Below are 19826 nucleotides of genomic sequence, written 5' to 3' on the forward strand. Positions count from 1 at the left end.
TCATGGCGGCCATGTTTTTGCCTATAATGCGAGCTTCGCTGCTGCGGCAGGGCGCTCTTGCAAGAGAGCGACAGGCCGAGCGACACCAAGCGCGTCAGCAGCGAAAGTGTTCCGAGAGGAGCCCCTGCGGGAATAGCTCAGTTGGTAGAGCGCAACCTTGCCAAGGTTGAGGTCGCGAGTTCGAGCCTCGTTTCCCGCTCCAGATGCCCAAGAGGGAAGCCCCGGCTTCCCTTTTTCATCGGGGGAGCCTGGCGGCGCACGCCTCCTTCGGGAATCCGAAGGCGCGATAGCAAAGCGGTTATGCAACGGATTGCAAATCCGTCTAGTCCAGTTCGACTCTGGATCGCGCCTCCAGTCTCTTGAAGCGACGCGGGAATAGCTCAGTTGGTAGAGCGCAACCTTGCCAAGGTTGAGGTCGCGAGTTCGAGCCTCGTTTCCCGCTCCAGATCACCAACCGGTGAGCCTTCGGGCGCATCGGCGGGGCCGGCAGGCCCACGCATCCCAAGCGGGAATAGCTCAGTTGGTAGAGCGCAACCTTGCCAAGGTTGAGGTCGCGAGTTCGAGCCTCGTTTCCCGCTCCAATCCCCAACGGCCGCACTCTGTGCGGCCGTTGCGCTGTGTGGCACCGCCTATCATGGGCCCCACGTGTGCCGCCTGGATGGCGAAATCGGTAGACGCAGCGGACTTAAACTCCGCAGCCCTGCAAGGGGCGTACGGGTTCGAGTCCCGTTCCAGGCACCAGCGCCCAGACGCCTCAGACCACCACGCGACGCGCCGCGGTCGTCAGACCCAGCCAGTCGCGGGTCAGCCGCTCCAGCACCTCGGTCGGGCCGGTGTTCTCCAGGCGCAGGCCGGTCCAGGGCGCCTCGGCGCTGGCCGCAGGGGCTTCGCCCAGCAGGCGGATCGCCTGGCGCGCCACGGCCTCGGCGGTGTCCAGCAACTGCACGCCGGGTTGCAGTCGCTGCGCAATGCGCTCGGCCACAAAGGGGTAATGGGTGCAGCCCAGCACCACCACATCCACGGCGGCGGCGTTCAGTGGCGCCAGATGGCGGTCGAGCAGGCGCTCGATCTCGGCGCGGCCGTCCTCGCCCTGCTCGATGGCGGCGGCCAGGCCGGGGCAGGGCAGGCGCATCACCTCGCAGTGACCGGCGTGGCGCTGCACCAGGGCGTCAAAGCGGGGGCTGGCCAGCGTGGCCGTGGTGGCCATGACGGCGATGTGACCGCTTCGGCTGAGTGCTGCCGCGGGCTTCACGCCTGGCTCCACGCCGACCAGCGGCAGTGTGGGATAGCGCGCCCGCAGGTGATCGATCGCCCAGGCGGTGGCGGTGTTGCAGGCCACCACCAGCATGCCGGCGCCGCTGTTGAGCAGGTGCTCGGCCAGGCGCTGGCTGCGATCAATGACCTGCGCGGGATCCTTGTCACCGTAGGGGGCGTGGGCCGAGTCGGCAAGGTAGTGCAGCGGATGTTCGGGCCGCAGGCGGTGCAGCGCGCGCAGCACCGACAGGCCGCCCACGCCGGAGTCGAAGACGCCGATGGCGCGGGGCGGGCGGGGCAGGTCGTACATGCGGGCGGGAGTCTACCTGCTCGCATCGTCCCTTCGGGTTTTCACCGAGTTGGCTTGTGCGATCGACCGGCTGACACCTAAAATAGAACGAACGTTCGATTTAAAAGACGGGTGCCGCGCGCCCGTCCACGCGAGTTTCCACGAGGGAAGATGCCGTGCGGCACGCATCGCCCCTAGAATCGCTTGGTTTACGTTAACGTCAATTCAACAACCTCGACATCCGACAGGAGCAACGCAGCATGAAGGTACTGGTACCCGTCAAGCGCGTCGTCGACTACAACGTGAAGGTTCGCGTGAAGTCCGACGGCACGGGGGTGGACATCGCCAACGTCAAGATGAGCATGAACCCCTTTGACGAGATCGCCGTCGAAGAGGCCGTTCGCCTGAAGGAAAAGGGCGCCGTGACCGAGGTGATCGCCGTCTCCTGCGGCGTCACCCAGTGCCAGGAAACCCTGCGCACCGCGATGGCCATCGGCGCCGACCGCGCCATCCTGGTCGAGACCGACGCCGAGCTGCAGCCGCTGGCCGTGGCCAAGCTGCTCAAGGCCCTGGTCGACAAGGAACAGCCCGGTCTGGTGATCCTGGGCAAGCAGGCGATCGACGATGACTGCAACCAGACCGGCCAGATGCTGGCCGCGCTGGCCGACCTGCCGCAGGCCACCTTCGCCTCGAAGGTGGAAGTCGCTGACGGCGCCGCTACCGTGACCCGCGAGGTGGACGGCGGCCTGGAGACGCTGAAGCTGGCGCTGCCCGCGGTGATCACCACCGACCTGCGCCTGAACGAGCCGCGTTACGTCACGCTGCCCAACATCATGAAGGCCAAGAAGAAGCCCCTGGAGACGGTCAAGCCGGCCGACCTGGGTGTGGACGTGGCCCCGCGCATCAAGACGCTCAAGGTCTCCGAGCCGCCGCAGCGCGGCGCCGGTGTGAAGGTGCCCGACGTGGCCACCCTGGTGAGCAAGCTGAAGAACGAAGCGAAGGTGATCTGAGATGAGCGTCCTCGTCATTGCTGAACACGACAACGCCAGCGTCAAGGGCGCCACGCTGAACACCGTGACCGCCGCTGCGGCCTGCGGTGGTGATGTGCACGTGCTGGTGGCCGGCCACAACGCCGGCGGCGCCGCCGCGGCTGCCGCGCAGATCGCCGGTGTGGCCAAGGTGCTGCACGCCGATGGCGCCAGCCTGGGCGACCAACTGGCCGAGGCCGTGGCGTCCCAGGTGCTGGCCATCGCCTCTGGCTACAGCCACATCCTGTTCCCGTCCACCGCCAACGGCAAGAACGTCGCGCCGCGCGTGGCCGCCAAGCTGGATGTGGCGCAGCTGTCCGACGTCACCAAGGTGGTCTCGGCCGACACCTTCGAGCGTCCGATCTACGCCGGCAACGCCATCGCCACAGTGCAGAGCGCCGATGCGGTCAAGGTGATCACGGTGCGCACCACCGGCTTCGATGCCGCCGCTGCCAGCGGTGGCGCGGCCGCGGTCGAGACCGTGGCCGCCGCCGCGGCTGCCGGCAAGAGCAGCTTTGTCGGCCGCGAGATCGCCAAGAGCGACCGCCCCGAGCTGACCGCCGCCAAGATCATCGTCTCCGGTGGCCGGGCGATGGGCAGCAGCGAGAAGTTCAACGAGGTGCTGACGCCGCTGGCCGACAAGCTGGGCGCCGCGCTGGGCGCCAGCCGCGCCGCGGTGGACGCCGGCTACGCGCCCAACGACTGGCAGGTCGGTCAGACCGGCAAGATCGTCGCGCCGCAGCTGTATGTCGCCTGCGGCATCAGCGGTGCGATCCAGCACCTGGCCGGCATGAAGGACTCCAAGGTGATCGTCGCGATCAACAAGGACCCGGAAGCGCCGATCTTCAGCGTCGCCGACTACGGCCTGGAGGCCGACCTGTTCGCCGCCGTGCCCGAGCTGATCAACGCCCTCTGATCCGCGCCTGAGGTGCCGCCGCGCGGCCCTCGCCAACACAGCAAGGGCGCCCGTCGTGGCGCCCTTTCTTTCGCCCCCTGCCTTTCCCCGGAGACATTTCATGAGCTACCGCGCCCCCGTCAAGGACATGCTGTTCGCGATGAAGGAACTCGCCAACATCGACGCCATCGCCCAGCTGCCCGGCTTCGAGGACGCGGGCTATGACACCGCCCAGGCCGTGCTGGAGGAGTGCGCCAAGCTCAACGAGGACGTGGTCGCGCCGCTGAACTGGGAAGGCGACATCAATCCCTCGCACTTCAGCGACGGCAAGGTCCACGCCACGCCCGGTTTCAAGGCCGCGTTCGACCAATACACCCAGGGCGGCTGGCAGGGCCTGCACCACCCGGCCGATGTGGGTGGCCAGGGCCTGCCCAAGCTGATCCATGCCGCCTGCCAGGAAATGGTCAACGCCGCCAACCTGAGCTTCGCGCTGTGCCCGCTGCTGACCGACGGCGCGATCGAGGCCCTGCTGACCGCCGGCTCCGACGAGCAGAAGGCCACCTTCATCCCGAAGATGATCGACGGCACCTGGACCGGCACGATGAACCTGACCGAACCGCAGGCCGGCTCCGACCTGGCCGCGGTGCGCACCCGTGCCGAGCCGCAGCCGGATGGCACCTACCGCGTCTTCGGCACCAAGATCTTCATCACCTGGGGCGAGCACGACATGGCCGAGAACATCGTCCATCTGGTGCTGGCCCGCGTGGTCGGGGCGCCGGAGGGCGTCAAGGGCATCTCGCTGTTCATCTGCCCGAAGTTCCTGGTCAACGCCGATGGCTCGCTGGGCCCGCGCAACGACGTGCACTGCGTCAGCATCGAGCACAAGATGGGCATCAAGGCCAGCCCCACCGCGGTGCTGCAGTTCGGTGACAACGGCGGCGCGGTGGGTTACCTGGTGGGCCAGGAGAACCGCGGCCTGGAGTACATGTTCGTGATGATGAACGCCGCGCGCTTCGGCGTGGGCGTGCAGGGCCTGGCGGTGTCGGACCGCGCCTACCAGCGCGCCGTGGCCTACGCCCGCGACCGCGTGCAGTCGCGTCCGGTGGACGGCTCGGTGCCGGGCGCTGCCGCCATCATCCACCACCCCGACGTGCGCCGCATGCTGCTGACGATGCGCGCCACGGCCGAAGGCTGCCGCGCGATGTCGCTGGTGGCCGCCGCCGCCTACGACGCCGCGCACCACCACCCCGACGCCGCAGTGCGCCAGCAGAACCAGGCCTTCTACGAGTTCATGGTGCCGCTGGTCAAGGGCTACTCCACCGAGACCAGCCTGGAGGTCACCAGCCTGGGTGTCCAGGTCCATGGCGGAATGGGATTCATCGAGGAAACCGGCGCCGCCCAGCACTACCGCGACGCCAAGATCCTGACCATCTACGAAGGCACCACCGCGATCCAGGCCAACGACCTGATCGGCCGCAAGACGGCGCGCGACGGCGGCCAGACCGCCAAGGCCATCGCGGCGCAGATCGCTGCCACCGAGGAAGCGCTGGCCGCGCGTCCCAGCGACGACGCCAAGGCCTTTGCCAGGCGCCTGGCCGCGGCGCGCGCCGATTTCCTGGCGGTGGTCGACTTCGTCGCCGGTCAGACCAAGGCCAGCCCCAACGCCGTGTTCGCGGGCAGCGTGAACTACCTGATGCTGGCCGGCAACCTGATGGCCGGCTGGCAGATGGGCCGCGCGCTGATGGCCGCCGAAGACCGCCTGGCCGCGGGTGACGATGCGGCCTTCATGCAGGCCAAGATCGCCACTGCGCGCTTCTACGCCGACCACCTGCTGACCCGCACCGCCGGCCTGCGCGAAAGCATCGTCGACGGCCATGCCGGTGTCACCGCGATGGCGCTGGAGGCCTTCTGATGAGCCGTCTGCCTGCCGCGCTGCAACGCGTGCGCCTGCCGGTGATCGGCTCGCCGCTGTTCATCATCTCCAACCCGAAGCTGGTGATCGCCCAGTGCCAGGCCGGCATCATCGGCTCGATGCCGGCGCTCAATGCGCGTCCGGCCTCGCAGCTGGATGAGTGGCTGGCCGAGATCACCGAGACCCTGGCGGCCTGGGACCGGGCCCACCCCGACACGCCGGCCGCGCCGTTTGCGATCAACCAGATCGTGCACAAGAGCAATGACCGGCTGGAGCACGACCTGGAGGTTTGCGCCCGTTACAAGGTGCCGGTGGTGATCACCTCGCTGGGCGCGCGCACCGACGTCAACGAGGCGGTGCACGCCTGGGGCGGCGTGGTGCTGCACGACATCATCAACAACGCCTTCGCCCACAAGGCCATCGAGAAGGGCGCCGACGGCCTGATCGCGGTGGCTGCCGGCGCCGGTGGTCACGCGGGCGTCAAGAGCCCGTTCGCGCTGATCCAGGAGATTCGCCAGTGGTTTGACGGCCCGCTGGCCCTGTCGGGCTCGATCGCCAGCGGCGGCGCCATCCTGGCCGCGCAGGCCATGGGGGCCGACTTTGCCTACATCGGCTCGGCCTTCATCGCCACCGATGAAGCGCGTGCGGTGGACGCCTACAAGCAGTGCATCGTCGACAGCAGCAGCGACGACATCGTCTACTCCAACCTCTTCACCGGCGTACACGGCAACTACCTGAAGCCGTCGATCCGCGCCGCCGGCCTGGACCCGGAGAACCTGCCCGAGAGCGACCCGTCGAAGATGAACTTCGGCGGCGACGCCAAGAAGGCCTGGAAGGACATCTGGGGCTGCGGTCAGGGCATTGGCGCCATCACCCGGGTGCAGCCGGCGGCCGATCTGGTGGCGCAGCTGGCCCGCGAGTACGCCGCGGCCCGCGCGCGCCTGATGGGCTGATCAGTCGCTGCGAGCGGCCGTCAGGTCGGCGTCACAGCCGCTGGCGGCCGAGATCCAGCGCCGCGCCAGGCGCTGCAGCGCCGGCTCGGCCCACCGCGGCCACCAGCGCCACACGCGGCGCGGCTGGCTGACCATGGCACAGCGGTACAGGCGCTGCGTCGCATCCCAGCGCAACGCACGGCAGCGCCCGCGGCGCCGGCCACTGACCAGCATGCCCAGCGGGCAGGGCGCCCAGGCGCAGCACACGCCGCAGCCGTTGCAGGCCACCCCGGGCGCAGGCATGGCGGGTGCCTCCGAGCGCAGCCGGATCACGCGCAACCGGGCAGGGGGACGGGATTCCACCGACGCATTTTTCAACCCCGGCGCCGATTTGTCAGGAAAGTAAAGGGATTGGAGGCGCGTAATACGCCCCACAACAACAGGTCACAGCGGTGTTAAAGTGCTGGATGTGACTTGAATAGGTCCTTCTGTGTCCCCTTGCTGGTAGTCGAGACAAACCGAGCAAGGCGGGTCGCAATCCGCCAACCGGTGAAGCCGGGTCGCGGAAGGTTGATCAACCCATCGGAGTCCTGGGAACCGGGACGAAAGGTGAGCGAAAGATGATGCAGCAATACAGGTCGAACTCGTACCTGTTCGGGGGCAATGCGCCCTACGTCGAGGAGATGTACGAAGCCTACCTCGACAACCCGGGCTCCGTGCCCGACAACTGGCGCGCCTACTTCGACGCGCTGCAACACGTCCCCGCCACCGACGGCACCGAAGCCCGCGACGTCGCCCATGCGCCGGTCGTCGAGTCCTTCGCCCAGCGCGCCAAGGCCAACGCCTTCGCCGCCAAGGCCAGCTCGGCCGATCTGGCCGTCGCCCGCAAGCAGGTTCATGTCCAGTCGCTGATCGCCGCGTACCGCAACGTGGGCGCCCGCTGGGCCGACCTGGACCCCCTCAAGCGCACCGAGCGCCCCAAGATCCCCGAACTCGAGCCGGCGTTCTACGACCTGACCGAGTCCGACATGGACATCTCGTTCTCGGCGGCCAACAGCTATTTCAGCAAGGCCGAGAACATGACGCTGCGGGACATCCTGCAGGCCCTGCGCGAGACCTACTGCGGCACGCTGGGCGTCGAGTTCATGCACATCACCGACCAGACGCAAAAGCGCTGGTGGCAGGAAAAGCTGGAATCGATCCGCTCCAAGCCCAGCTTCAGCCCCGAGAAGAAGAAGCAGATCCTCGAGCGCCTGACCGCGGCCGAGGGCCTGGAGCGCTTCCTCCACACCAAGTACGTTGGCCAGAAGCGCTTCTCGCTGGAAGGCGGCGAAAGCTTCATCGCGGCGATGGACGAAGTCGTCCAGCGTGGTGGCGAGCAAGGCGTGCAGGAAATCGTCATCGGCATGGCCCACCGCGGCCGCCTGAACGTGCTGGTCAACACCCTGGGCAAGATGCCCAAGGATCTGTTCGCCGAATTCGACCACACCGCCCCTGAGGAACTGCCCGCCGGTGACGTGAAGTACCACCAGGGTTTCAGCTCCGACATCTCCACCGCTGGCGGCCCGGTCCACCTGAGCCTGGCGTTCAACCCCTCGCACCTGGAAATCGTCAACCCGGTGGTCGAGGGCTCGGTGCGCGCCCGCATGGACCGCCGCGGCGACAAGGTCGGCGCGCAGGTGCTGCCGGTGCTGGTGCACGGTGACTCGGCCTTCGGTGGCCAGGGTGTGAACCAGGAAACCCTGATGCTGTCCGAGACCCGTGGCTACTCCACGGGCGGCACGGTGCACCTGATCATCAACAACCAGATCGGCTTCACCACCAGCGATCCGCGTGACCTGCGCTCCACGCTGTACTGCACCGACATCGTCAAGATGATCGAGTCGCCGGTGCTGCACGTCAACGGCGATGATCCGGAAGCGGTCGTGCTGGCCACCCAGCTGGCGCTGGAGTTCCGCATGACCTTCCGCAAGGACGTCGTGGTGGACATCATCTGCTTCCGCAAGCTGGGCCACAACGAGCAGGACACGCCGGCGCTGACCCAGCCGCTGATGTACAAGAAGATTGCCCAGCACCCGGGCACCCGCAAGCTGTACGCCGACAAGCTGGCCGCGCAAGGCCTGGGCGACACGCTGGGCGATGACATGGTCAAGGCCTACCGCGCCGCCATGGACGCCGGCCGCCACACGGTCGACCCGGTGCTGAGCAACTTCAAGAGCAAGTTCGCCGTCGACTGGCTGCCCTACCTGGGCAAGAAGTGGACCGACTCGGCCGACACCGCGATCCCGCTGACCGAGTGGAAGCGCCTGTCCGAGCGCCTGACGACGATTCCCGCCACCGTCAACATGCACCCGCTGGTCAAGAAGGTCTACGACGACCGCGCGGCCATGGGCCGGGGCGACATCAACGTCGACTGGGGCATGGGCGAGCACATGGCCTTTGCCTCGCTGGTGGCCGCCGGTTACCCGGTGCGCCTGTCCGGCGAGGACTGCGGCCGCGGCACCTTCACCCACCGCCATGCGGTCATCCATGACCAGAAGCGCGAAAAGTGGGACGAAGGCACCTACATCCCGCTGCAGCACGTGGCCGACAACCAGGCGCAATTCACCGTCATCGATTCCATCCTGTCCGAAGAGGCGGTGCTGGGCTTCGAGTACGGCTACGCCTCGGCCGAGCCCAACACGCTGACCATCTGGGAAGCGCAGTTCGGCGACTTCGCCAATGGCGCGCAGGTGGTGATCGACCAGTTCATTGCCTCGGGTGAGGTGAAGTGGGGCCGCGTCAATGGTCTGACGCTGATGCTGCCGCACGGCTACGAAGGCCAGGGCCCCGAGCACAGCTCGGCCCGCCTGGAGCGCTTCATGCAGCTGGCGGCGGACACCAACATGCAGATCGTGCAGCCCACCTCGGCCAGCCAGATCTTCCACCTGCTGCGCCGCCAGATGGTGCGCCCGCTGCGCAAGCCGCTGGTCATCTTCACGCCCAAGTCGCTGCTGCGGAACAAGGACGCCACCTCGCCGCTGACCGACTTCACCCGCGGCGAGTTCAAGACCGTGATCGGCGAGCAGAACGAGGCGATCGACAACGCCAAGGTCAAGCGCGTGATCGCCTGCTCGGGCAAGGTCTACTACGACCTGGTCAAGAAGCGCGAGGACAAGAAGGCCACCGATGTCGCCATCCTGCGCGTCGAGCAGCTGTACCCGTTCCCGCACAAGGTGTTCGGCGCCGAGCTGAAGAAGTACCCCAACGCCACCGAGATCGTGTGGTGCCAGGACGAGCCGCAGAACCAGGGCGCCTGGTTCTTCATCCAGCACCAGATCCACGAGAACATGCTGGATGGCCAGCGCCTGGGTTACGCCGGCCGCCCGGCCTCGGCCTCGCCTGCGGTGGGCTATGCCCACCTGCACCAGGACCAGCAGAAGGCGCTGCTGGACCAGGCCTACGGCAAGCTCAAGGGTTTCATTCTCAGCAAATAAGCACGACGGCGGACGCCCTCAGGGCGCCGCCGAAGTCCTGGCCTGAGGCGCTGCGCCCAGGCCGGGGCTGGCGGATGCACAGCGTCCCCCGCACCGACACGAAAGACACATCATGGCAATCGTAGAAGTCAAGGTCCCCCAACTGTCCGAGTCCGTGGCCGAGGCCACCCTGCTGCAGTGGAAGAAGAAGCCCGGTGAAGCCGTGGCCGTGGACGAAATCCTGATCGAGATCGAGACCGACAAGGTCGTGCTTGAGGTCCCGGCGCCGGCTGCTGGCGTCTTGGCCGCTCACGTGGTGGGCGACGGCGGCACCGTGGTCTCTGACCAGGTCATCGCGCAGATCGACACTGAAGGCAAGGCTGGTGCCGCCGCCGCACCGGCCGCAGCTGCCCCGGCGCCTGCTGCCGCCCCCGCGGCCGCGCCCTCGGCCGACAAGTCCGGCGTGGCCATGCCCGCCGCCGCCAAGCTGATGGCCGACAACAACCTGGCCGCCGGCTCGGTGGCCGGCACCGGCAAGGACGGCCGCGTCACCAAGGGCGATGTGCTGGGTGCCGTGGCCTCGGGGGCCAAGGCCGCGGTGCCGGCCCCGGTGGCCGCGCCGGTGAATGCCGCTGTCGCCAAGCCGCTGCCCGCGGTGGCCGCGCCCACGGTGCAGAACCTGGCCGACCGCCCCGAGCAGCGCGTGCCGATGTCGCGCCTGCGCGCCCGCATCGCCGAGCGCCTGGTGCAGTCGCAGTCGACCAACGCCATCCTCACCACCTTCAACGAGGTCAACATGGCCCCGGTGATGGAGATGCGCAAGAAGTTCCAGGACAAGTTCGAGAAGGAGCACGGCGTCAAGCTGGGCTTCATGAGCTTCTTCGTCAAGGCCGCGGTCGCTGCGCTCAAGCGCTACCCGGTGCTGAACGCCTCGGTCGATGGCAATGACATCGTCTACCACGGCTACTTCGACATCGGCATCGCGGTGGGCTCGCCGCGCGGCCTGGTGGTGCCCATCATCCGCAATGCCGACCAACTGAGCTTCGCCGACATCGAGAAGAAGATCGGCGAATTCGGCCAGAAGGCCAAGGACGGCAAGCTGGGCATCGAGGAGCTGTCGGGCGGCACCTTCTCGATCTCCAACGGCGGCACCTTCGGCTCGATGCTGTCGACCCCGATCATCAACCCGCCGCAGTCGGCCATCCTGGGTGTGCATGCCACCAAGGACCGCGCGGTGGTCGAGAACGGCCAGGTCGTGGTGCGCCCGATCAACTACCTCGCGATGTCGTATGACCACCGCATCATCGACGGCCGCGAAGCCGTGCTGGGCCTGGTCACGATGAAGGAAGCGCTGGAAGACCCGGCACGTCTGCTCTTCGATATCTAAGCACCGAACCTGCCCAAAGCGCCCCGCCTGCCGGGGCGCTTGTCCAGACCCACCAGGAACTCTCATGTCCAAGCAATTCGACGTCGTCGTCATCGGCGGCGGCCCCGGCGGCTACATCGCTGCCATCCGCGCGGCCCAGCTGGGCTTCAACGTGGCCTGCATCGACGAGTGGAAGAACGCCGCGGGCGGCCCGGCCCCGGGCGGCACCTGCACCAACGTTGGCTGCATCCCCTCGAAGGCGCTGCTGCAGTCGTCCGAGCACTTCGAGCACGCCAGCAAGCACTTCGCCGAGCACGGCATCTCCACCGGCAAGGTCGAGATGGACGTGGCGAAAATGATCGCCCGCAAGGACGGCGTCGTGAAGCAGAACAACGACGGCATCCTCTACCTGTTCAAGAAGAACAAGGTCAGCTTCTTCCATGGCCGCGGCTCCTTCGTGGCGGCCAAGGACGGTGCCTACGAGATCAAGGTGGCTGGTGCCGCCGAGGAAGTCATCTCCGGCAAGCAGGTGATCGTGGCCACCGGCTCGAACGCCCGTCCGCTGCCGGGCGCCGAGTTCGACGAGGTCAACATCCTCTCCAATGACGGCGCGCTGCGCGTGGGCGCCGTGCCCAAGAAGCTGGGCGTGATCGGCTCGGGCGTGATCGGCCTGGAGATGGGCTCGGTCTGGCGCCGCCTGGGCGCCGAGGTCACCATCCTCGAGGCCCTGCCCACCTTCCTGGGCGCTGCTGACGAGGCGGTGGCCAAGGAAGCGCTGAAGGCCTTCACCAAGCAGGGACTGAAGATCGAGCTGGGCGTCAAGATCAGCGAGGTCAAGAACGGCAAGAAGGGCGTCACCGTGGCCTACACCGACGCCAAGGGCGGCGCGCAGGAACTGGCGGTGGACAAGCTGATCGTCTCGATCGGCCGCGTGCCCAACACCACGGGTCTGAACACCGAGGCGGTCGGCCTGCAGCTCGACGAGCGCGGCGCCATCGTGGTGGACGGCGACTGCCGCACCAACCTGCCTGGCGTCTGGGCGGTGGGTGACGTGGTGCGCGGCCCGATGCTGGCGCACAAGGCCGAGGAAGAGGGCGTGGCGGTGGCCGAGCGCATCGCCGGCCAGCATGGCCACGTCAACTTCGCCACCGTGCCCTGGGTCATCTACACCAGCCCCGAGATCGCCTGGGTCGGCCGCACCGAGCAGCAGCTCAAGGCCGACGGCGTGGCCTACAAGGCCGGCCAGTTCCCGTTCCTGGCCAACGGCCGGGCGCGCGCGCTGGGCGACACCACCGGCTTCGTCAAGATCATCGCCGATGCCGCCACGGATGAGATCCTGGGCGTGCATATCGTCGGCCCGATGGCCTCCGAGCTGATCGCCGAGGCGGTGATGGCCATGGAGTTCAAGGCCAGCAGCGAGGACATCGCCCGCATTTGCCACGCCCATCCGTCGCTCTCCGAGTCGACCAAGGAAGCGGCGCTGGCCGTCGACAAGCGCACGCTGAACTTCTGATGCGTCTTCGCCAAGGGTTTGGCGCGGATCCGGCTTTGCCGGTCCGCAGCCAAAGCCCCCTTGGGGGGCAGCGACCGCCAGGGAGCGTGGGGGCATGACGGTTACCGAGCTGTACCACCAGACCTTGTCCGAGCGCGGCTACCAGAGCGACCCGGCGCAACTGCGCGCCGTGGCGGCGCTGCAGCGTTGCCAGGACGAATGGGCGGCCTACAAGGCCCGGCGCAGCAATGCCATCACCAAGGCGCTGGTGCGCCCGCCGATCCCGCGCGGCGTGTACATGTACGGTGGCGTGGGCCGCGGCAAGAGCTTCCTGATGGACGCCTTCTTCCAGGCGGTGCCACTGACCCGCAAGACGCGCCTGCACTTCCACGAGTTCATGCGCGAAGTCCACCGCGAACTGCAGGACCTCAAGGGCCTGCAGAACCCGCTGGACGAACTGGGCAAGCGCATCGCGCGGCGCTACCGGCTGATCTGCTTTGACGAGTTCCACGTCGCCGACGTCACCGACGCGATGATCCTGCACCGCCTGCTGGAGTCGATGTTCGCCAACCGGGTGTCCATCGTCACCACGTCGAACTTCGTACCGGACGGCCTGTATCCCAACGGCCTGCACCGCGACCGCATCCTGCCGGCCATCGAGCTGCTCAAGGACAAGCTCGAGGTCATCAACGTCGACAACGGCACCGACTACCGACAGCGCACGCTGGAGCATGTGCAGCTCTACCACACGCCACTGGGCGAGGTGGCCGACCAGGCGATGACCCGGGCCTTCGAGGAACTGGCCGAGGCCCGTGACGAGTCGCCGCTGCTGCACATCGAGCACCGTGAGCTGCGCGCCCGTCGGCGCGCTGGCGGCGTGGTGTGGTTCGATTTCCAGACCCTGTGCGGCGGCCCGCGCTCGCAGAACGACTACCTGGAGCTGGCCAGCCAGTTCCACACGCTGCTGCTGTCGGACGTGCCGCAGATGCCGGTGCGCATGGCCTCGGAGGCGCGGCGCTTCACCTGGCTGGTGGACGTGCTCTACGACCGCCGCGTCAAGCTGATCCTGTCGGCCGCCGTGCCGCCGGACCAGTTGTACCTGGAGGGCCCGCTGGCGCATGAATTCCCGCGCACGGTGTCGCGCCTGAACGAAATGCAGTCGCGCGAGTTCCTGGCCCTGGAGCGGCGCGAGGTCGACACGCGCCTGACCTGAGGGCGCAGGCTTACTTGATGGGCTCCACCCGCACCAGCGCCAGCGACAGGTTGTCGCCGGTACCGCGGGCGCGCTGTCGGGCCTTGCTGATCAGCATCTCGCTGGCCTCGCGCGGGTTCAGCGCATTGACGATCGCGCCCAGTTCCTTGCTGCTGAGGTAGTGCCACAGGCCGTCGGAGCAGGCCAGCAGTGCGTCGCCCTGGTCGAGCCGCTCGATGCGCTGGATCGCCACCGGGGGGTCTTGCTGTGTGCCCAGGCAACCGGTCAGCAGGTTGGACTGCGGGTGGGTGTTGGCCTGGGCCTCGGTGATCTTGCCTTCGTCGATCAGGCGCTGCACATACGAGTGGTCAATGGTGCGGCGCACCAGTTCGGCGCCGCGGAAATGGTAGACCCGCGAATCACCGGCATGCACCGTCCAGGCGCTGCGGTCGGGCAGGATCAGGTAGGCGGCCAGGGTGCTGTGCGGCTCTTCATCGGCGGTGATGGCCGTGAGCTTGATCATCAGGTGCGACTCGACCACCAGCTGCCTGAGCATCGCCTCGGTGTCGTCATCGGCCGGGTTGTATCGGTCGAAGACCTGGCGCGCGGTCAGCACCACCTGGTCGGCGGCGGTACGTCCGCCGCTCTTGCCACCCATACCATCGGCCACCAGCGCCAGCAGGCAGCCGGGAACCCGGTGGTGCGGAAGAATCTCGACCTGGTCTTGCTGGTAGGCTCTATCGCCCTTGTGCAGGCCGGTGGCCGCGGTCAGCCGGTAGGCCTGGGTGCTGAGGGTGCTCATGCCATGCAATATAAACTGTCAGCAGATATTTCGCCGCCCCCTGGATGACGGAGAACCTCCATTCCCCCCAACGTCGCCTGATCGAGTTGCGCATCGAGCACGCCGATCTGGACAATCTGATCGATCGGACCGACCCGTTGACGCCGCTGGACGAGCTGACCCTGCGTCGCCTGAAAAAGCGACGCCTGGTGTTGCGCGACCAGATCGCGGTGCTGGAGGCCACCCTCGAGCCGCCGGAGCCGGCCTGAATGGCCGATGCCGGATTGCCCGCGGCAGTGGCCCAGGCCTTCGCTGCCGACGGCGCCCTCGCGCGCGCGGCGCCAGGCTATGCGCCGCGCCAGCCGCAGCTGGACATGGCGCAGGCGGTGGCCGAGGCGATCGACACGCAGGGCTGTCTGGTCACCGAGGCGGGCACCGGTGTCGGCAAGACCTTTGCCTACCTGGTGCCGGTGCTGCTGTCGGGCCGGCGCACCCTGGTCAGCACCGCCACCAAGAACCTTCAGGACCAGCTCTTCCTGCGTGACCTGCCGCGCCTGAAGGAGGCCTTGCAGGTGCCGGCCAGTGTGGCCCTGCTCAAGGGCCGGGCCAGCTACCTGTGCCGCCACCGGCTGCAGCAGGCCCGCGAGGGCGCCACTTTCGCCGACCGCGGATCGATCCGCGCGCTGACCCGCATCGAGCAATGGGCCCAGGGCACCCGCAGCGGCGACATGGGTGAGCTCGACGGGCTGGACGAGCGCTCCGAGCTCATCCCACTGGTCACCTCCAGCCGCGACAACTGCCTGGGCGGCGAATGCCCGGAGTTTGTCAACTGCCACCTGATGAAGGCTCGGCGCGACGCCATGGCGGCCGATGTGGTGGTGATCAACCACCATCTGTTCTTTGCCGACCTGTCGCTGCGCGACAGCGGCGTGGCCGAGCTGTTGCCCACCGTGGACGTGGCGGTGTTTGACGAGGCCCACCAGATGGTCGAGGCCGGCGTGCAGTTCCTGGGCCAGACCCTGGGCACGGGGCAGGGCGTTGATCTGGCGCGCGACCTGGTGGCCGCTGGCCTGCAGCACGCCCGCGGCCTGGCGCCGTGGCAGGAGCTGTCGGCCTCGATCGAGCTGGCCGCGCGCGAGCTGCGCCTGGCCGCCGCCCATGGCCTGCCCGAGGTACGCGCCCAGCTCAAGCGCCGCTGGGATGAGGCAGCGCGCGACGATGCGTTGGGCCCGGCGCTGGACCGCCTGGCCGATGCCCTGCGCCGCGCCGCCGAGGCGCTGGACCTTGTGATCGAGGCCGCGCCGGACTTCGCCCGCCTGCAATCGCGCGCCCGCGAGATGGGTCAGCAGTGCCTGCGTTTCCAGCGCGAATGCCCGCCCGAGCGGGTGCGCTGGATCGATCTGACCGCCCACCAGGCGCGGCTGGTGGAGTCGCCGCTGGACATCCGGGCGATGATGGGCGAGCAGCGCGCCGCGGGCTCGCGCGCCTGGGTCTTCACCTCGGCCACGCTGGGCGATGAGCCCGACCTGCGCTGGTTCTGCGAGTCCGCCGGCCTGGACGACGCTCGCCGCCTGCGCGTGGGCAGCCCCTTCGACTATGCGGCGCACGCCCGGGTGTATGTGCCGCCACGCTTTCCGGCCCCGGGCGACGACAGCCACCTGACCTTGGTCGGACGCGCTGCCGCGCACTGCGCCAAGGCACTGGGCGGCCGCACCTTCGTGCTGACCACCACGCTGCGCGCGCTGAAGCTGGTGGCCGAGGCGCTGGAGCGCGAGCTCAGCGCGATAGACAGCCCGCTGCAGGTGCTGGTGCAGGGCAGCGCCGCCAAGCGCACCCTGCTGTCGCGCTTTGGCGAGGGCGGCAGCGTGCTGGTGGGCTCGCAGAGTTTTTGGGAAGGCATCGACGTGCCCGGTGATGCGCTGCAGTGCGTGCTGATCGACAAGCTGCCCTTTCCGCCACCGAACGACCCGCTGGTCGAGGCGCGGGTGCGTCAGCTCAAGTCACAGGGGCGCGATGCCTTCAGCGAGTACTTCGTCGCCGAGGCCGCGGTGTCCTTGAAGCAGGGCGCGGGGCGCCTGATACGTACCGAACAGGACAAAGGCCTGCTGGTGCTGTGCGACACCCGGCTGCGCGACAAGGGCTACGGCAAGCGGCTGCTGGCGGCGCTGCCGCCCATGACACCGCTGGACAGCGGTGAAGAGGCCTTGCAGTGGCTGCGCACGCTGGCCGAAGAGCGCGGCGGCTGAGCGCGGCGGCTCAGCGCCACCAGCTCACCAGAGCTTCCACCAGGGCTTGGCCTGGGCCAGCGCCGGTTGCACGAAGCGGCTGTTCGGGAAGTTGGTGGTGAGCACGCGGCGGGCATCGTCGCGCAGCTTGTCCAGGCCCAGGCGGTCGTAGGCCTCGGTCATGATGAACAGTGCTTCTTCGCCAGCCGGCGCCTGCGGGTAGGCCTGTACGGCCTGCTGGGCGCGGTTGGCGGCCGCCAGCAGCGCGCCGCGGCGCAGGTAGTAGCGCGCCACATGCACCTCGTACTCGGCCAGCGAGTTGACGATGTAATCCATGCGCACGCGAGCGTCGTCGGCATAGCGCGAGTCAGGGAACTGCTCGACCAGCTGGCGGAAGGACTGGTAGGCATCGCGCGAGGCTTGCTGGTCGCGGTCGGTCAGCGACTGGCCGGCCAGGAAGCCCAGCAGCCCCAGGTTGTCGTTGAAGTTGATCAGGCCGCGCAGGTACAGCGCGTAGTCCACACCGGGGCTGGACGGATGCACCTTGACAAAACGGTCCAGCGTGGACAGCGCCTTGGCCTTTTCATTGGTCTTCCACTGGGCGTAGCCGATGTCCAGTTGGGCCTGCTGCGCCAGCAGTGTGCCGGCGGCACGGCCCTCGACGCGCTCCAGCGTCTTGATCGCCTGGTCCCAGGCGCCGCTGGCCATGTCTTCCTTGGCCTCCGCATACAATTTTTCGGCGGACTTCTTCGCGTCGTCTTCCCGTGGCGTCGAGCTGCAGGCGGCCAGCGCGATCAGGGCCAGGGCCGAGAGAAGGCGTGCCAGGCGGCGCGACGAGAAAGCTGCGGTCATGTTGGAAGGTCTGCGAAGAGGCGGCCGATTATAGGAGGGCTCCTTGGATCAGACGGGCATCGACGACACCGACCTGGACAACCAGGCTGAAACCCGCGCCGCGACCGTGCCGGATGCCGCCCATGGCGAACGCCTGGACCGCTACCTGACCATGCTGGCGCCGGAGTTCTCGCGCAGCCACCTGCAGTCCTTGGTCGAGCGCGGCCTGGTGCATGTCGGCGGCCAGCCGGTGCTGCAGGCCTCACGCCGGCTCAAGGCTGGTCAGCCGGTCGAGGTGAGGCTGGCGTTGCCCGAGGAGAGCCTTGCCTTCGTGCCGCAGGCGATGGACTTGGCGGTCCTGTTCGAGGACACCCACCTGCTGGTGGTGAACAAGCCGGCGGGCCTGGTCGTGCATCCAGCGGCCGGCAACTGGACGGGCACGCTGCTCAACGGCCTGCTGGCCCGCGATCCCGCCAGCGCCCAGTTGCCGCGCGCGGGCATCGTGCACCGGCTGGACAAGGACACCTCGGGCCTGATGGTCGTGGCGCGCAGCCTGCCGGCGATGACTGCGCTGGTGCGCGACATCGCCGCGCGCAGCGTGCGCCGGCGCTACCTGGCGCTGGCGCATGGGCGGGTGGCAGCGGCACCGTTCAGCATCGACGCGCCGATCGGCCGTGATCCAAGCGCCCGCGTGCGCATGGCCGTGGTGGCCGGCGGCAAGCCGGCTCGCACCGACATCGAACGCCTGGGCCTGCGCGGCGACATCAGCGCTGTGCGCTGCGCGCTGCACACCGGCCGCACCCACCAGATCCGCGTTCATCTGGCCTCGCAGGGGCACCCGCTGGTGGCCGATGCGGTGTATGGCGGCGCCCCGGCGCTGGGGATGACGCGCCAGGCCCTGCATGCCACCGAGCTGGGTTTCACGCACCCGATCAACGGCGAGCCGATGCTGTTCCGGTGCGAACCCCCGGCCGACTTTGCCCAGGCCTGGCAGGCCGTGCTGGCGCCCTGAGCGGCCCCTCGTCGAAGCGCGCTACAATCAGCGCCCAAGCCCCCCGAGAGTGGGGCGGTCCGATCGGCCCGGCCGACACCGACCGCCCGGTCTGCCGCGTAGGCAGGCCCATGCCGGCGGGCTGCCTGAACCCCAGTCACGCGTCTGTCCGAACTCGGACACCGATGTCCGACGTGCCACCGGGATTCGGCCCTGACCGCCTGACGCGCCGTGGCACCACGCCGGCGCCCGACACATGTGTCCATGAATACCCAGGATGCCAAGCGCGTTCTAGAAACGGCGCTCATCTGCGCCAACCAGCCGCTGTCCCTGCGCGACATGCGTGCGCTCTTCAACGACCAGGTCGGCGCCGACAGCCTGCGCCAACTGCTCGACGAGCTGCTGCGTGACTGGGCCGGTCGCGGTGTCGAACTGGTGGCCCTGGCCAGCGGCTGGCGCTTCCAGAGCCGCCCCGAGATGCGCGAGTACCTGGACCGCCTGAACCCCGAAAAGCCGCCCCGCTACTCACGCGCCGTGCTGGAGACGCTGGCGATCATCGCCTATCGCCAGCCGGTGACGCGCGGCGACATCGAGGACATCCGCGGCGTGGTCGTCTCCAGCCAGATCCTCAAGCAGCTGGAAGACCGCCACTGGATCGAGGTGATCGGTCACCGCGATGGCCCAGGCCGCCCGTCGCTGTACGCCACGACGCGGCAGTTCCTGGACGACCTCGGCCTGGACAGCCTGGACCGCCTGCCGGCCCTCGATGGCCCGATGTCGGCCCAGACGCTGGCGCCCTTGACCGGCGAGCAGGTAGACCTGCTCGACGAACAGCCTGAACTGCCGCTGGACGAGGCCCCCGAGGGCGCGTCCGCCGAATCCACTGATCCGATCGACCCGATCGACCCGATTGATCAGCCCCCCCTCACGACGGCGCCGTCCCCAGACGCCGAACTGCCCCAGGCCGACGTGCCGAAGGACCCCAGCGAGCCATGAGCAACGACGCGCAAGACCCCTCCGTCCCCGACGAGCCCACCGAGGCCCCGAAGCCGCGTCGGCGCACGCGCAGCGCCGCCGCACCGGCGGCCGAGGCCGCGCCTGCCGCCGGCGACACGCCCGCGGTCGGCGCCGCGCCCACGGACAACGACACGCCGGCGCCCGCCAAGCCTGCCCGCGCGCCGCG

The 19826-nt window shown here is 68.4% G+C and carries 16 protein-coding genes, 5 tRNA genes and 1 pseudogene; 18 read left to right on the forward strand and 4 right to left on the reverse strand.

Annotated elements, in window-relative coordinates; genetic code table 11:
• Positions 1–126: 126 nt before the first annotated feature.
• The 5 genes from KAK06_RS12305 to KAK06_RS12325 all read left to right on the forward strand — a co-directional run bounded on the left by KAK06_RS12305 (position 127) and on the right by KAK06_RS12325 (position 741).
• Positions 127–202: transfer RNA gene (locus KAK06_RS12305), tRNA-Gly, on the forward strand.
• A gap of 78 nt (positions 203–280) precedes the next feature.
• Positions 281–354 (forward strand) — tRNA-Cys (locus tag KAK06_RS12310).
• Positions 355–369: 15 nt separating this feature from the next.
• Positions 370–445, forward strand: a tRNA-Gly gene (locus KAK06_RS12315).
• Between the two features lie 60 nt (positions 446–505).
• Positions 506–581 (forward strand) — tRNA-Gly (locus KAK06_RS12320).
• Between the two features lie 71 nt (positions 582–652).
• Positions 653–741 (forward strand) — tRNA-Leu (locus KAK06_RS12325).
• A 13-nt stretch (positions 742–754) separates the two neighbouring features.
• Here the strand turns inward: KAK06_RS12325 and murI are convergent.
• Positions 755–1564, reverse strand: a complete 810-nt coding sequence (gene murI, locus KAK06_RS12330; protein ID WP_210802401.1) for a glutamate racemase — start codon at positions 1562–1564, stop codon at positions 755–757.
• Positions 1565–1803: 239 nt separating this feature from the next.
• On the opposite strand from murI, the gene KAK06_RS12335 reads away from it, so the two are divergent.
• The 4 genes from KAK06_RS12335 to KAK06_RS12350 all read left to right on the forward strand — a co-directional run bounded on the left by KAK06_RS12335 (position 1804) and on the right by KAK06_RS12350 (position 6331).
• Complete coding sequence (locus KAK06_RS12335) at positions 1804–2553, forward strand: electron transfer flavoprotein subunit beta/FixA family protein (protein WP_210802402.1); 750 nt, start codon at positions 1804–1806, stop codon at positions 2551–2553.
• 1 nt (position 2554) lies between these two features.
• Entirely contained in the window at positions 2555–3487 is a 933-nt protein-coding gene (locus KAK06_RS12340) for an electron transfer flavoprotein subunit alpha/FixB family protein (RefSeq protein ID WP_210802403.1), read from the forward strand.
• 100 nt (positions 3488–3587) lie between these two features.
• On the forward strand, positions 3588–5378 hold the full coding sequence (locus tag KAK06_RS12345; protein WP_210802404.1) for an acyl-CoA dehydrogenase: 1791 nt from the start codon (positions 3588–3590) through the stop codon (positions 5376–5378).
• Positions 5378–6331 carry an NAD(P)H-dependent flavin oxidoreductase gene (locus KAK06_RS12350; RefSeq protein WP_210802405.1) on the forward strand — a complete coding sequence of 318 codons (954 nt, stop codon included), beginning with the start codon at positions 5378–5380 and terminating at the stop codon, positions 6329–6331. The genes KAK06_RS12345 and KAK06_RS12350 overlap by 1 nt, the downstream gene beginning before the upstream one ends.
• Here KAK06_RS12350 and KAK06_RS12355 read toward each other — a convergent pair whose 3' ends face one another.
• Positions 6332–6613 carry a hypothetical protein gene (locus tag KAK06_RS12355; RefSeq protein WP_210802406.1) on the reverse strand — a complete coding sequence of 94 codons (282 nt, stop codon included), beginning with the start codon at positions 6611–6613 and terminating at the stop codon, positions 6332–6334.
• 317 nt (positions 6614–6930) lie between these two features.
• On the opposite strand from KAK06_RS12355, the gene KAK06_RS12360 reads away from it, so the two are divergent.
• The 4 genes from KAK06_RS12360 to zapE all read left to right on the forward strand — a co-directional run bounded on the left by KAK06_RS12360 (position 6931) and on the right by zapE (position 13836).
• A complete protein-coding gene (locus KAK06_RS12360; protein ID WP_210802407.1) occupies positions 6931–9786 on the forward strand; it encodes a 2-oxoglutarate dehydrogenase E1 component in 2856 nt (951 codons plus the stop codon).
• A 112-nt stretch (positions 9787–9898) separates the two neighbouring features.
• The gene (gene odhB / locus KAK06_RS12365; protein WP_210802408.1) at positions 9899–11152 is read left to right on the forward strand and encodes a 2-oxoglutarate dehydrogenase complex dihydrolipoyllysine-residue succinyltransferase; all 1254 of its coding nucleotides are present in this window, start codon (positions 9899–9901) and stop codon (positions 11150–11152) included.
• A 64-nt stretch (positions 11153–11216) separates the two neighbouring features.
• Positions 11217–12644 (forward strand): dihydrolipoyl dehydrogenase, encoded by a 1428-nt coding sequence (gene lpdA / locus KAK06_RS12370; RefSeq protein WP_210802409.1) that lies wholly within the window; start codon positions 11217–11219, stop codon positions 12642–12644.
• A 94-nt stretch (positions 12645–12738) separates the two neighbouring features.
• Positions 12739–13836, forward strand: a complete 1098-nt coding sequence (gene zapE / locus KAK06_RS12375) for a cell division protein ZapE (protein WP_210802410.1) — start codon at positions 12739–12741, stop codon at positions 13834–13836.
• Between the two features lie 10 nt (positions 13837–13846).
• Here zapE and KAK06_RS12380 read toward each other — a convergent pair whose 3' ends face one another.
• On the reverse strand, positions 13847–14617 hold the full coding sequence (locus KAK06_RS12380) for a PP2C family protein-serine/threonine phosphatase (RefSeq protein WP_210802411.1): 771 nt from the start codon (positions 14615–14617) through the stop codon (positions 13847–13849).
• 44 nt (positions 14618–14661) lie between these two features.
• Here KAK06_RS12380 and KAK06_RS12385 point away from each other — a divergent pair, with 44 nt between their 5' ends.
• Together KAK06_RS12385 and yoaA are read left to right on the forward strand one after the other, a co-directional pair.
• Positions 14662–14865, forward strand: coding sequence for a YdcH family protein (locus KAK06_RS12385; RefSeq protein ID WP_210802412.1), 204 nt, complete (start codon positions 14662–14664; stop codon positions 14863–14865).
• Positions 14866–16842 (forward strand): DNA repair helicase YoaA, encoded by a 1977-nt coding sequence (gene yoaA / locus KAK06_RS12390; protein ID WP_210802413.1) that lies wholly within the window; start codon positions 14866–14868, stop codon positions 16840–16842.
• 24 nt (positions 16843–16866) lie between these two features.
• Here yoaA and KAK06_RS12395 read toward each other — a convergent pair whose 3' ends face one another.
• Positions 16867–17673 (reverse strand): outer membrane protein assembly factor BamD, encoded by an 807-nt coding sequence (locus KAK06_RS12395; protein ID WP_210802414.1) that lies wholly within the window; start codon positions 17671–17673, stop codon positions 16867–16869.
• Positions 17674–17716: 43 nt separating this feature from the next.
• Between KAK06_RS12395 and KAK06_RS12400 the strand changes: the two genes are divergently transcribed.
• From KAK06_RS12400 to KAK06_RS12410, 3 genes and pseudogenes are all read left to right on the forward strand, one after another.
• The gene (locus KAK06_RS12400) at positions 17717–18664 is read left to right on the forward strand and encodes an RluA family pseudouridine synthase (RefSeq protein ID WP_375140891.1); all 948 of its coding nucleotides are present in this window, start codon (positions 17717–17719) and stop codon (positions 18662–18664) included.
• Positions 18665–18907: 243 nt separating this feature from the next.
• Complete coding sequence (gene scpB, locus KAK06_RS12405) at positions 18908–19639, forward strand: SMC-Scp complex subunit ScpB (RefSeq protein WP_210802415.1); 732 nt, start codon at positions 18908–18910, stop codon at positions 19637–19639.
• Positions 19636–19826, forward strand: a pseudogene (locus tag KAK06_RS12410) (hypothetical protein); the annotation flags it as partial. The gene scpB and the pseudogene KAK06_RS12410, both read left to right, overlap by 4 nt.

This window comes from Ideonella aquatica, assembly GCF_018069755.1.
Lineage (GTDB): Bacteria > Pseudomonadota > Gammaproteobacteria > Burkholderiales > Burkholderiaceae_C > Ideonella > Ideonella aquatica.